This is a genomic window from Bacillus sp. 16GRE42 (assembly GCF_019837435.1).
GTDB classification, from domain to species: Bacteria; Bacillota; Bacilli; order Bacillales; family Bacillaceae_G; genus Bacillus_A; species Bacillus_A wiedmannii.
On sequence record NZ_JADAXF010000002.1, the window covers coordinates 467,647 to 480,635 of the forward strand.

A 12,989-nucleotide genomic window follows, 5' to 3' on the forward strand; every position below is an offset into this window, starting at 1 on the left:
ATGAATATGGGGGATACGGTTTTTATGTTTGTAACGACAGTAATGGTCATGTTAATGACACCAGGATTGGCACTTTTTTACGGGGGCATGGTTCGCAGTAAAAACGTACTCAGTACGACAATGCATAGCTATAGCGCAATGGCTATCGTTTCGATTCAGTGGATTGTGATCGGCTATTCTTTATCATTCGGACCAGACTGGCACGGACTTATCGGTACACTCGATTGGTTCGGTTTAAACGGCGTTACCTACGCACCAAATCCAGACTACTCATCTACTATTCCTCACAATTTATTTATGATGTTCCAACTCATGTTCGCTATTTTAACTCCCGCTTTAATTTCAGGTGCATTCGCCGAAAGAATGCGATTTTCTGCTTTCCTTATTTTCATCCTTCTATGGACAACAATCGTTTACAATCCTGTCGCTCATTGGGTATGGAGCGTTGGTGGATGGCTAAGAGAACTTGGCGCGTTAGACTTCGCTGGTGGTAACGTCGTTCATATTACATCTGGCGTGGCCGGCCTTGTATTAGCCATTTTTCTTGGAAAACGAAAAAATATAAACGGTACTTCTCCTCACCATTTACCATTCACAATGTTAGGCGCAGGCTTACTATGGTTCGGCTGGTTCGGTTTTAACGTCGGAAGTGCATTATCTTTAAACGACGTAGCTTTAACTGCATTTATTAATACAAATATAGCCGCTGCTGCCTCTGCATTAACTTGGATGCTTTCAGAATGGTTCTTCCAATCAAAACCGACTGCGATGGGAGCTGCTTGTGGTGTAGTTTCCGGTCTAGTCGCTATTACACCAGCTTGCGGGTTCGTTACACCTTTCTCCGCTCTTCTTATCGGAGCAATTGGCGGCGTATTATGCTTCGGCGCAGTCTTCTTCTTAAAAATGAAATGCGGATACGACGATACACTTGATGCATTCGGATGCCACGGTATCGGCGGAACTTGGGGCGGTATTGCAACAGGACTATTTGCAACTACTGCTGTAAACAGTGATGGCGCGAACGGATTATTTTACGGAAACGCCGCTTTACTGTTCAAACAACTGGTAGCAATCGGCGCAACATATGCATTCACGATCATCATGACGTATGCCATTATTAAAATAATTAACTTCTTCCTCCCTGTTCGGGTAGATGAACACGAAGAACATATGGGACTTGATATTTCGATGCACGGAGAGAAAGCTTACGAGTACACTGAGCGGGTGAACTAAAAAAGAGATGCAGTCTATTAGTAGTAGATTGCATCTCTTTTTATTGTACTTGTCAGCGTTAGATACCCCACCTAGTATTCCAGTGAATATATCGACGATTTTTTAAATATATCGATTTACCAATAAATTCCGACATGACGAAACTGAAGAATATTCCGGTATAACTTACGAATCACCATACTTACTTTTATTCAAACTTAATATAATAAGAAACGCAATCGCTATTACAGCTAAAAAGCGAACTGGATTAAACAGTATTCCTACCGTTGCATTAAAACGATGATAAATAAAAGGAATCACCTCAAGTACCATTAGCCCCATCGCAATTTGAAACGTCTCAGCCATCGCTTTATTTTTTATAAACGCAGCGCGCTCATCACCTTGTTTCCCAATCGCTATAAACATTTTTATAATAGCAAACACTACAAATAAAAAGACGACCGCTTAACAGTCGTCTTTTCCTATTTATTTCGGAGCATTTCCCACATATTGCGTAATATCAACATTTAAAGATTGTGCTAAACGCATTCCGTAATCGTGATCTGCACGGAAGAAGTTACAAATAGCTAGTAATTTCGTGCGCTCATTTACGTCTTTTAAGTCATTTGTTAAGTTTGCAATTAAATTGTCTTGCTCTTCTTTAGAGAATGAACGATAACGCTCACCTGCTTGTTTGAAATCATTTGGTTTGTCAATTTTTTCACGAGATACATAACCTTCTACTTTCATAGTTGAATCGCGGTAAGTCGGGTCTTCAACTGGATTTTCAGTATGACGGCTCGGTTCGTAGTTAATTGTAGATGGATTTTGATTTATTTGCATCGCACCATCACGTTGTTGGTTATGAACAGCTGCGTACGGGCAGTTTACAGGAATTTGTAAGTAGTTCGCACCAAGACGGTAACGCTGTGTATCTGGATAAGAGAATAAACGACCTTGTAATAATTTATCTTCAGATGGTTCAATACCATTTACAGTTGCACTTGGAGAAAATGCCACTTGTTCTACTTCTGCGAAGAAGTTTTTCGGGTTACGATTTAACGTCATCGTCCCTACTTCCATTAATGGGAAGCGATCTTCTGGCCATACTTTCGTCGGATCTAATGGATCGAAATCTAAAGAATCCGTTTCCTCTAGTTGCATCACTTGTACGTGTAAATCCCACTTCGGATAGTTTCCTTTTTCGATTGCATCGAACAAGTCACGAGTTGCATGGTTGAAGTCTTTTCCTTGTACTTCTTGCACTTCTTTTGCACTTAAGTTACGTACACTTTGCTGTGGTTTCCAGTGATATTTAATATAGACGATTTTACCTTCTGCATTAATCCATTTAAATGAATGGACACCGAAACCTTCCATTTCGCGATAGCTTGCTGGTGTACCGTAATCAGAAAATACCCACGTCATCATATGTGTAGATTCCGGACTTAACGTCATGAAGTCCCAGTAACGATCTGGTGTTTGAACATTTGTATCAGGTGCTGGTTTTAAAGAATGCACCATATCAGGGAATTTAATTGCATCACGAATGAAAAAGACCGGTAGATGGTTCCCTACGATATCGTAATTTCCTTCCTCTGTATAAAATTTAACAGCGAACCCGCGTGGATCACGAGCTGTTTCCGGAGAACCTTGACCATGAATAACCGTTGAGAAACGAACAAATACAGGCGTTTCAGTTCCTTCATTTTGTAAAAATGCTGCTTTCGTATATTGCTTCATGCTGTTTTTCGTTACGAATACACCGTGAGCACCTGCACCACGTGCATGCACAACACGCTCTGGAATACGTTCACGATCAAAGTGAGCCAGTTTTTCTACTAAATGATAGTCTTCTAATAATACCGGTCCACGGCGACCTGCTGTACGAGAATTTTGGTTGTCTCCAACTGGAGCACCTTGGTTTGTTGTTAAGCGATTATTTGGATTCATCTAGGGGGATCCTCCTCTTTCTTTCATAGTAATTATTATTTATTTAAAATTATTATAAACTAATTATTATTCAAAACTAAATTCTTGTCAACTATTTCCTTCATTTTTTTGGAAACAACTTCAGCTAAACAATCGATAAATACAGGTTGTGAATTTGGCATATTTGGTCTAAAATATGCCAAATTCAACTCATCAGTTACAACTTTACATTCGTAATCATTGTCATATAAAACTTCTAAATGCGCTGCGACAAAGCCAACTGGGCAATATATGAAAGATTCATATCCATGCTCTTCATATAAATCTCTCGTTAAATCTTGCACATCTGGACCAATCCATGGATCAGGCGTATTTCCGGCACTTTGCCAACCCGTTGTATAGTTTTGAATATTGGCAGCCCCCGCAATTAAATCTGCTGTATGCTGCAATTGCTTCACATAAGGGTCCCCTGCTGAAATAATTTTCTCTGGCAAACTATGTGCTGAAAAAATTACGACTGCTTTCTCTTTATCTTCAATCTTTGTAAATGTTTCTTTTATTTGATCTGCCCAATAGGAAATAAATTTCGGTTCATCGTACCATTGTTCAATTGGTTCAATAACAGGGCCACCGATTTCTTTTGAAAGACGAATAGCACGGTCATTATACGCTTTAATGCTAAATGTAGAATAATGCGGCGCTAATACGATACTAATCGCTTGCTCAATTCCATCTTCTTTCATCTCTTCTACTGCATCTTCTATAAATGGAGCGATATGTTTTAAGCCTACATAACAAGTAAATTCATACTCTGTAAACATATTATTCATTGCATCTGTTAATTTATGCGCTTGCTCTTTCGTAATTTTTGCAAGTGGTGAAATTCCGCCAATCGCTTTATAGCGCCCGATTAAGTCTTGGAGCACTTCTTCTGAAGGTTTACGCCCGTGGCGAATATGTGTGTAGTATGCTTCTACATCATCTAATGATTCTGGCGTTCCATACGCCATTACGAGTAAACCTATTTTTTTCTTTGTCATCTATATAACACCTCAATTTTATAAATGAGAATCTTTTTCAAGAACATTTGTTTCCAATTATAACAACTAATAATAAGTACGTCAAAATAATTATTCTAAATAAGTATTCTTTCTAATATGATTTTGAATTTTATTTGACAATTTATTTAATAGAAAAGCGACTTACTTTTATGTAAGTCGCTTTTCTTCTATTCTTTAATATTTACCCCATACTCTTTAAACCAAACATGAATTTGCGCTAAATGAGCTAAAAGCTGCGGACCAGTCATTAATTGACCGAACCAAGGGGATTGAAATGCACTACCACCTGACTCAATTAATCCGCGCAGCTGTTCTTTATCAAATAGTTCGTGTAAAATTGATCCTTTATCCGTTAATAAATCTTGTAGCCATACTGTTACCACTTTCGTATAGTGCGGATTATGCGTTTTCGGATATGGGCTCTTCTTTCTATATAAGATGTCATTTGGAAGTAACCCTTCTAATGCTTTACGCAATAGACCTTTTTCGCGGTTTTTATACATTTTCATTTCCCAAGGAATATTCCACGCATATTCGACAAGTCGGTGATCCGCAAATGGAACACGTACTTCTAAGCTTGCCCCCATACTCATACGGTCTTTTCTGTCTAATAATGTTGTCATAAACCATACCATGTTCAAGTAAAATAATTGTCGTCTCTTTGCTTCAATTGGGCTTTCTCCCTCTAAAACAGGAACTTCTTGAATAGATTCTTCATAACGCTGCTGTACATATTGTTGTAAGTTTAATTTATTTCTCCATTCTTTCTTTAGCAGTTGTTCACGCGCTTCTGTAGAGCGCATCCACGGAAATGCACTCGATTGTAAATCATCTTCTCTATAAAACCACGGATAACCACCAAATATTTCGTCTGCACATTCCCCAGATAAACCGACGACAAAATCTTGTTTAATTTCGCGGCAAAACCATAATAATGAGGAATCGATATCTGCCATACCAGGCAAATCACGAACGAGTACCGCTTCTGTTAAATACTGTGCTAATTGTTCATTTGAAATGACGCAGCGATGATGGTTTGTTTGAAACGTCTCAGTCATCAAATGAATAAATGGCGCATCTGAATTCGGCTGAAACGCATTCGCTTTAAAGTATTTGTCATTATCTTCATAATCAACAGAGTATGTGTGTAATTGCCCTTTTCCTGACCTTGCGTATTCTTTCGCAGCAATTGCTGTAATTGCACTCGAATCTACACCGCCTGATAGAAAAGTACATAGTGGTACATCAGAAACGAGCTGCCTTGTAATCGCATCTTGTAATAAAAAGCGTGTTTTCTCTACTGTTTCTTCAAAGGAGTCTTCATGTTTTTTGCTTTCTACATTCCAATATCTCCATATACATAAACCGTTCTTTGAAAATGTCATCGCATGACCTGGGCGTAATTCTTTTATACCAGCATAAATGCCATGACCAGGTGTTCTAGACGGCCCAAGACCGAATATTTCAGATAACCCTTCTAACGTTACTTCCGCCTTCACATCTGGATGCGCTAGTATCGCTTTTAACTCTGAACCGAATAGTAATCGTCCACTATCATATTTATAAAATAGCGGTTTTACACCTAATCGATCTCGCGCAATAAATACTTGTTCTTTCTGTTCATCCCATACAGCAAACGCATATATACCGTTTAAATGATCGACACATTCTTCTTTCCATTCAATATACGACGCTAATAGCACCTCCGTATCAGAATGACCTTTGAACGTATATCCTCTTCTTAATAATTCCTTTCGAATATCTTCTGTATTATACAATTCACCGTTATAGCAAATTGCATAATTCGTCTCATCTTTTAAACAAGTCATCGGTTGTTTACCACCCTCAGGATCAACAACGATTAACCGTTTATGCCCAAATGCGACATTGCCTTTAATCCAAACTTTATTATCATCTGGGCCACGTTTCGCTAACGTCTCAGCCATCTTCGTAACGACGTCCCGTTCTCCTTCTAATGAGCGTTTATAATCCACCCATCCTGTAATTCCGCACATACGAATCATCCTTCCATCTTATTTCTTTTCCTAAACGAGCAGTAATCCCCACCCTTAGAGGTGCGGATCAAAAAATGAAAAACTTGACGATAACCTACCATCCACATACGGAATAGCATTTTCACTCAGTAAAACGTGTTTTATTGTATGCCCACCTATGTCTAGGTGTGTCTAGTTATAAAGAATGCACGAACTGTCTATAACAGAAATAACTACTTTTCATAAAGGAGAAATCATGTATGATAAAACGTAACCATATTTTATATAACCAGCCTCGCGCTCATACAGTCGGTAATGTAGAATATATAAACAATGAATGGGTGTTCTTTGATGATGAAAATGATGAAGCATTTTTATTAGAAGATATTGCCGAAGATGGCTTTGAGATTTTATATAACAACAACTGGCTACCAGCTCGTTTCTATGAACAAGATGTATTACAAATCGCCAATGAACAGCATCATTTGCAAAACGGAGAAATGATACGAATTCGAAAAAGATTACTTCTTAGCTATACGGAATGGCTCGAGGAATTACCTGACTCTGTCTTTACGTTATTAACCGAATCATTGCAATCGCTTCACTACTCTTTATATGATTGCATGTATTGTCATAATTATTTATCTTTCTTACCGAAAGAGGAAGCTTGCGAAGGAGTAAATATTCTTTTGTTCGATAACGAAGAGATGATTTGTGCGCTGCAGCACCATTTCGTTCGTCACGCTACGTCAAATAAAAACATGTTTCGTTTTACGAAAGTAAACGGAGAAGAGTTGCATATCGATGCGACCTAAAATAAAAAACCACCTTATCTCCCAAACATTTGAGATTATAAGGTGGTTTTATTTTTTATTAGAATACTTGCCAACCAATTGGTAATTTCAGTCCAAGGTAAAATACTGCTACTAGTGCAACAATAAATAATCCCCAAACTGCCCCTGTTGCTTTGTTCTTGCTCATTTTCACAAGAACCATTTCCATTCCACCGATAACTAAAATACCAGCTATCATTTTTAAACCATACCACATGTGCATGTTACTTGTTGCAGTCTTCATAATACCCATGTACAACATGAAACCTGTCACAATAATGATAATGTACATAAGACGAAGCCCCATATGTACACCTTTACCTTTTCTTCCTGCTGAATAAAGTGAATACGCAACGAAGAATAAAATTAAACCTAACGCCCATGCTGTAATATGCATATGTACCATCGTATCCCCTACCTCCTCTTTTCACACTTTTTCACTCTATATGATAACATGTTCATTTATTTTCAGGAAATGTTTCGCTTTTTTACATTTAAATGCTATAATATTTAGAGTATTTACAAACTTCTTGTAATAACAAAAGGGGGAACAATCATGATTCAAACTAAGGATATTATCGAACTTACAGACACATACGGGGCAAATAACTATCACCCACTTCCAATCGTTATTTCTAAAGCAGAAGGTGTTTGGGTAGAAGATCCTGAAGGAAACCGCTATATGGACTTATTAAGTGCATATTCTGCAGTAAACCAAGGTCATCGTCACCCAAAAATTATTAACGCTTTAATTGACCAAGCTAATCGTGTTACGTTAACTTCTCGTGCTTTCCATAGCGATCAATTAGGTCCTTGGTACGAAAAAGTTGCGAAACTAACTAATAAAGAAATGGTACTTCCAATGAATACAGGTGCAGAAGCTGTTGAAACTGCAATTAAAACAGCACGCCGCTGGGCTTATGACGTGAAGAAAGTAGAAGCAAACCGTGCTGAAATCATCGTTTGTGAAGATAACTTCCACGGCCGTACGATGGGTGCTGTTTCTATGTCTTCAAACGAAGAGTACAAGCGTGGATTCGGTCCAATGCTTCCTGGCATTATCGTAATTCCTTACGGTGATTTAGAAGCGTTAAAAGCTGCAATTACACCAAATACAGCTGCATTCATTTTAGAGCCAATCCAAGGTGAAGCAGGAATTAACATCCCACCAGCTGGTTTCTTAAAAGAAGCTCTTGAAGTATGTAAAAAAGAAAACGTTTTATTTGTAGCAGATGAAATCCAAACAGGTTTAGGCCGTACTGGTAAAGTATTTGCTTGTGACTGGGACAATGTAACTCCTGACATGTACATACTTGGTAAAGCACTTGGCGGCGGCGTATTCCCAATCTCTTGCGTAGCAGCAAACCGCGACATTTTAGGCGTATTCGAGCCAGGTTCTCACGGTTCTACATTCGGTGGTAACCCACTTGCATGTGCTGTTTCTATCGCAGCTCTTGAAGTGTTAGAAGAAGAAAAATTAACAGAGCGTTCTCTTCAATTAGGTGAAAAATTAGTTGGGCAATTAAAAGAAATTGATAACCCAATGATTACTGACATTCGTGGTAAAGGCTTATTCATCGGTATCGAATTAAACGAGCCAGCTCGTCCTTACTGTGAACAACTAAAAGCAGCTGGTCTATTATGTAAAGAAACACACGAAAATGTAATTCGTATCGCACCACCTCTAGTAATCTCTGAAGAAGATTTAGAGTGGGCGTTCCAAAAAATTAAAGCGGTATTATCGTAATAATAGAGAGGTTGTCCTACATGTTGGGACAACCTCTTTCTTTTTATATTGATTTATACTAAAATAAAATTGCAATTTTCTGTATTTTATTTTAGAAAGCAGGTACGATATGTTATTACGATATGGTAAACATATTAACTATTTAGCTACATCTTTTATTTTAGTTACATTCTTTGGCTTCCTCCTTTCCGTAACATTGCTTAGTCACTACTCAACTTCTACTACATTCACACTACTGAAAGCATCATTTTGGACTGCTGTTACCCTTACTATCATTGGTTTTGGACGAGAAAAAAGCGCACTTACGGTTATACTATTTGGTATTTGTACACTTGCATTCGTTGGTCTTTACACTTTTTCGGTTATCGATTACCTCTATCACCCAAGACCATAGAAAAGAGCTATCTTTTCACAAGATAGCTCTTTTTTCATTTCACTACATTTCGCAAAGTACCAATTCCTTCTACTGTAATGACCACTTCATCACCAGCATGCAAAAACTTCGGTGGTGTGAAACCTTTTCCGACACCAGCCGGCGTTCCTGTTGCGATAATATCGCCTGGCTCTAACGTCATTCCTTTACTTATCGTTGAAATGATTTCTTCTATTGAAAAAATCATTTTATTTGTATTTGAAGTTTGCCTTATTTCCCCATTTACTACCGTCTCAATGTGTAACGCATTTGGCGTTTCAACCATTGATTTATGAATTAGGTACGGTCCCATCGGACAAAATGTATCGAAACTTTTTCCAAGGAAAAATTGTTTATGCTTCCTTTGAATGTCGCGAGCAGTTATATCATTTATAATGGTATAACCAAAAACATGCTCAAGCGCTTTTTCTTTTTTTATTTGTTTCCCTCGCTTACCAATGATGATAGCTAGTTCTCCTTCATAGTCTAGTTCATTCGTTGCGTGGGGATGACTATTAATTTTTTCATCCATTCCAATAACTGTCGTCGGCGCTTTCGTAAAGATCATTATATTTTCTGGAATTGATTCTACTCCGCCCATCTCTATCGCATGCTCACCATAATTTTTTCCAACGCAAAGAATATTCTTCCTTGGCCTTGGAATTGGCGCTAATATTTTCACCTCAGTTAACGGATAATACGCCGCCCCTTCATTTTCCTTCGCCCAATTTACAATATCACATATTTTTTCAAAGCATTCGGTTCCTCTTTCAATACACTCTAACATTGTAATCGGAATCGTAACCTTTTCCCCTTTTTGTCTTTGCGCTTCTCTTACATGCAATACCTTTTCTTCCTCTTCATCCACAATACCTACAAATACCTTTTCATCTTTTTTCGCCGTTACCAAACGCAATATTTCCACTCTCCATCCTAAAACTCATACCCTTTAATTGTATTCGCATCCGTAAGAAAAAAACCTTCTCATGCACGCTAATTTTTACAATATTCTTCTCATATCCTATTCGTTACTCCTTTATATTTGGCATAAAATGTAGAAATTTTACTTTTTTTAGCGAAGGTATTTCTTTTTTATGGGTTTTTTGTATAATATGTACTACATATATACTAAAAATTTCATTTAGAGATGGAGCCGATTTCAATGTTTGAGCAAGCGATTGAAAAAAAACGTGAAAAAATGATTTACTTTGCTGAACGCTACGGAATGACTTCTCAAAAAACAGTGGATTGTAGCCAAGAACTGGACAGGCTCTTAAATGTAATTTGGCATGTACATACGGATTTTCACCCTAATCAAACACTCAATACACACACGCAATAACGTGTGTGTTTCTTTTATAAAAAAAAAACACATTTTATTGAAAACGCCCATACAATAGTAGAAAAGAAAATTTTAAAAACGAAAGGTGTTTTGTATGCCAGCTATGGTCGGACATATTCGTATCGTCAATATTGGATCAAGTGGTATTTTTCATATTGGAGATGTATTTGCGATTAGGCCTATTAGTTATTCACGCGCTTTCGCCGGGGCCGGCTCTTTTAATGTTGGAGATAACGTTTCTGTCTACAATTATCAAAGCGCAACGACTGTCAATGATTCAGATGTAATTGATCAAGCGATAATTGGTTCAACTTAGAGGAGGCGATTGCATTGAATCTTTATGTAAACCAAAGCATCATCATTAATAGCATTAAAATTGATAGCATTACAACCTCTTCTGTATTCCAAATTGGTACTGCAGGAAGTATTAAAGCTCTATCTAAATTCTCAAATAGTGGTGGATTTACAGAGCCCCTTCGCCCATTGCAGGCGAAAGGACAAATTATTTCTATCAAACCATCAACTAGTTCTTCTTAAGACATCCTTGTCATAAATATATAGCAGGAATATTTTTACCCTCCCTACTGAAAAGGAGGTTTCACAAAATGAATCAAGATATATATACTTACTTACACCAACTTCAACAAGCTCTTCAAGCACAGCAATCAACCATCCTTCATCTAGAAGATCAAGTGCGCCTATTACAAGAAGAGCTTACCGAATTAAAAAATCGCCCCTCCTCTTCTGTAGGAAAAGTGGAATACAAATTCGATCAATTAAAAGTAGAAAATTTAAATGGCACTTTAAATATTGGTTTAAATCCGTTTTCAGCAAAAGGACAGCAAATTGAAGATTTTCAAGTGGATACAGAAACGTTAAAAGTAAATCCTGAAACAGATACAAACCCAGATTTTTACCAAGGTATCCTTCAAGAAATGCATCGTTACTTAGATGAAGAAGCATATAATCGAATTCTCCATTTTGAACAAGAAGAGAGAACGCCGCTCGATGAAATGTATCGACAAATGATGGTTGATGACATAAAAAAACAGATGGAGCATAGGCTTCCTTATTATTTATCACAAGCACAATCATACGAAGATTCTTCAACAAATCCAGATTATTTACGCGATATCATTCTCCAAGCAATGAAACATGATATCGACAACGCCTTTCTATCTTTTATTCAACACATACCGGGTAATTTCCGAAAGGAGTAAGTATGTATGAATGTTAACGTTGTAAATCGCGAGTTAAAAGTCGGACAGATTAAAATGAACGGTGTATCGTCATCCGCACTCTTTTTAATTGGGGATGCAAATTTCCTCATACTATCTTCTATTCTCGATACACCATTTGAAACTGTTACAGAGGGTCCATTTGTACCATTAGTCACAGATGTCCCTCCTACTCCAGGTTAAGGAGACTGAGAAATTATGTTACATCATGTGTCTGTTGTCCAAAATGTTTCTATTATTTCTTTGGGGATTACTGCTGTATTTCAAGTTGGAGATGCAAATCAAATGGAATTAAAAAGTAGAGCTCTTGCCGTCCACAGGGAAATTCCTTGTTATATAAAAGACGAAGGCCGCTTAGACGCATTTGAAATCTTTACAGATGAACACATTACAATCCCAAAACGAACGACAGATGTAAAATTAAACATTGTAAATGAATGCCCTTTTATTGAAGTAAACAATGTTGAATTGCGAACACTTTTAAATTCTGGTTGCTTTCAAATTGGAAATGTTGATTATGTTTTTAATAACTCTCGTATTATGCAAATTCGCCAATATATTACGGATGAACCTTCCGCACAATAATTCATATAGTAATTAAAAAGCTTAGTAAAGTGGGTGGATAGTATGCCTTCTGTTGTTGGAAATCTCGTCGTTCAAAACAGTAATGGTTCGTTCAATTTAGGGGATTTTTATAACGTGTCTCCAAAAGAAAATACGAAAGCTTATAATGGATCCGGAGCTTCCAATGTTGGATTTGTCGTGAACACTTTTAGCGGTGTTAGTGCAACAAATACGTTTGATTCTGATGTGGCCGATCAAGATCAGATCGGAACAGCATAAAAAAAGTAGGAGATATTCTCCTACTTTTTTCTTTTATCTCATTCAAGATTATCAAAAAAACACTGTTTACTGTTTCATTTTATTTAAATGATAATCCGCTCTCCTCCAAAGCCTTTCTAAGCTTCGGCAAAGATGCTGGTCCCATACCATGTAGTTTTAAAATTTCTTTTTCACTATACTTTGAGAGTTCTTCTATCGTGTGAATGCCATGATGTTGCAACGCATTTCGTGCTGGTGATGAAAGAAGTGAAAGAAACCCTGTTGTTGGTTTCTTTTCTTTCTCACAAGCTGGGCAAGTTGGACAATCGCTACTTTTATAGTATTCATGTCCTTTTTCACACGTTCTTAACGTTTTTTCCGTTGCCATTTTCAAGT

General features: G+C 37.4%; 18 protein-coding genes. 11 read left to right on the forward strand and 7 right to left on the reverse strand.

From position 1 onward, the window contains the following. Positions 1 to 1,233 (forward strand): ammonium transporter, encoded by a 1,233-nt coding sequence (locus ILS93_RS14740; RefSeq protein ID WP_088047839.1) that lies wholly within the window; start codon positions 1 to 3, stop codon positions 1,231 to 1,233. 165 nt (positions 1,234 to 1,398) lie between these two features. Here ILS93_RS14740 and ILS93_RS14745 read toward each other — a convergent pair whose 3' ends face one another. From ILS93_RS14745 to asnB, 4 genes are all read right to left on the reverse strand, one after another. Next, a complete protein-coding gene (locus ILS93_RS14745; protein WP_154131399.1) occupies positions 1,399 to 1,638 on the reverse strand; it encodes a hypothetical protein in 240 nt (79 codons plus the stop codon). Between the two features lie 60 nt (positions 1,639 to 1,698). After that, positions 1,699 to 3,165 (reverse strand): catalase KatB, encoded by a 1,467-nt coding sequence (gene katB / locus ILS93_RS14750; RefSeq protein WP_064476830.1) that lies wholly within the window; start codon positions 3,163 to 3,165, stop codon positions 1,699 to 1,701. A gap of 59 nt (positions 3,166 to 3,224) precedes the next feature. After that, entirely contained in the window at positions 3,225 to 4,184 is a 960-nt protein-coding gene (hemH, locus tag ILS93_RS14755) for a ferrochelatase (protein ID WP_222660770.1), read from the reverse strand. 188 nt (positions 4,185 to 4,372) lie between these two features. Further along, positions 4,373 to 6,220 carry an asparagine synthase (glutamine-hydrolyzing) gene (asnB, locus tag ILS93_RS14760; protein ID WP_149173342.1) on the reverse strand — a complete coding sequence of 616 codons (1,848 nt, stop codon included), beginning with the start codon at positions 6,218 to 6,220 and terminating at the stop codon, positions 4,373 to 4,375. A gap of 239 nt (positions 6,221 to 6,459) precedes the next feature. Here asnB and ILS93_RS14765 point away from each other — a divergent pair, with 239 nt between their 5' ends. Beyond that, entirely contained in the window at positions 6,460 to 7,014 is a 555-nt protein-coding gene (locus tag ILS93_RS14765; protein WP_088047844.1) for a DUF2777 domain-containing protein, read from the forward strand. A gap of 58 nt (positions 7,015 to 7,072) precedes the next feature. Here ILS93_RS14765 and ILS93_RS14770 read toward each other — a convergent pair whose 3' ends face one another. After that, positions 7,073 to 7,438 (reverse strand): YisL family protein, encoded by a 366-nt coding sequence (locus ILS93_RS14770; protein ID WP_000233490.1) that lies wholly within the window; start codon positions 7,436 to 7,438, stop codon positions 7,073 to 7,075. 150 nt (positions 7,439 to 7,588) lie between these two features. On the opposite strand from ILS93_RS14770, the gene rocD reads away from it, so the two are divergent. Both rocD and ILS93_RS14780 read left to right on the forward strand, forming a co-directional pair. Next, a complete protein-coding gene (gene rocD, locus ILS93_RS14775; RefSeq protein ID WP_000616651.1) occupies positions 7,589 to 8,779 on the forward strand; it encodes an ornithine aminotransferase in 1,191 nt (396 codons plus the stop codon). Positions 8,780 to 8,888: 109 nt separating this feature from the next. Then, positions 8,889 to 9,173: a hypothetical protein gene (locus tag ILS93_RS14780; RefSeq protein ID WP_046956998.1), complete on the forward strand. Its 285-nt coding sequence runs from the start codon at positions 8,889 to 8,891 to the stop codon at positions 9,171 to 9,173. Positions 9,174 to 9,207: 34 nt separating this feature from the next. On the opposite strand, the gene ILS93_RS14785 is transcribed toward ILS93_RS14780, so the two are convergent. After that, positions 9,208 to 10,107 (reverse strand): fumarylacetoacetate hydrolase family protein, encoded by a 900-nt coding sequence (locus ILS93_RS14785; RefSeq protein ID WP_222660772.1) that lies wholly within the window; start codon positions 10,105 to 10,107, stop codon positions 9,208 to 9,210. A gap of 246 nt (positions 10,108 to 10,353) precedes the next feature. On the opposite strand from ILS93_RS14785, the gene ILS93_RS14790 reads away from it, so the two are divergent. The 7 genes from ILS93_RS14790 (at position 10,354) to gerPF (ending at position 12,614) form a co-directional block, all read left to right on the forward strand. Beyond that, the gene (locus ILS93_RS14790) at positions 10,354 to 10,533 is read left to right on the forward strand and encodes an aspartyl-phosphate phosphatase Spo0E family protein (RefSeq protein WP_000462847.1); all 180 of its coding nucleotides are present in this window, start codon (positions 10,354 to 10,356) and stop codon (positions 10,531 to 10,533) included. 94 nt (positions 10,534 to 10,627) lie between these two features. Then, positions 10,628 to 10,849, forward strand: a complete 222-nt coding sequence (gene gerPA, locus ILS93_RS14795; RefSeq protein ID WP_001111187.1) for a spore germination protein GerPA — start codon at positions 10,628 to 10,630, stop codon at positions 10,847 to 10,849. A gap of 14 nt (positions 10,850 to 10,863) precedes the next feature. Then, positions 10,864 to 11,070: a spore germination protein GerPB gene (gene gerPB, locus ILS93_RS14800; RefSeq protein WP_048559586.1), complete on the forward strand. Its 207-nt coding sequence runs from the start codon at positions 10,864 to 10,866 to the stop codon at positions 11,068 to 11,070. A 68-nt stretch (positions 11,071 to 11,138) separates the two neighbouring features. Further along, a complete protein-coding gene (gene gerPC / locus ILS93_RS14805; RefSeq protein WP_149173343.1) occupies positions 11,139 to 11,753 on the forward strand; it encodes a spore germination protein GerPC in 615 nt (204 codons plus the stop codon). A gap of 6 nt (positions 11,754 to 11,759) precedes the next feature. Further along, complete coding sequence (gene gerPD / locus ILS93_RS14810) at positions 11,760 to 11,954, forward strand: spore germination protein GerPD (protein WP_001102341.1); 195 nt, start codon at positions 11,760 to 11,762, stop codon at positions 11,952 to 11,954. A gap of 15 nt (positions 11,955 to 11,969) precedes the next feature. Then, positions 11,970 to 12,356, forward strand: a complete 387-nt coding sequence (locus tag ILS93_RS14815; RefSeq protein WP_000902339.1) for a spore germination protein GerPE — start codon at positions 11,970 to 11,972, stop codon at positions 12,354 to 12,356. Positions 12,357 to 12,398: 42 nt separating this feature from the next. Beyond that, positions 12,399 to 12,614 carry a spore germination protein GerPF gene (gene gerPF, locus ILS93_RS14820; protein WP_001141570.1) on the forward strand — a complete coding sequence of 72 codons (216 nt, stop codon included), beginning with the start codon at positions 12,399 to 12,401 and terminating at the stop codon, positions 12,612 to 12,614. Positions 12,615 to 12,693: 79 nt separating this feature from the next. Here the strand turns inward: gerPF and ILS93_RS14825 are convergent, their stop codons facing one another. Then, the gene (locus ILS93_RS14825; protein WP_064476838.1) at positions 12,694 to 12,981 is read right to left on the reverse strand and encodes an RNA polymerase alpha subunit C-terminal domain-containing protein; all 288 of its coding nucleotides are present in this window, start codon (positions 12,979 to 12,981) and stop codon (positions 12,694 to 12,696) included. Between the last annotated feature and the right edge of the window lie 8 nt (positions 12,982 to 12,989).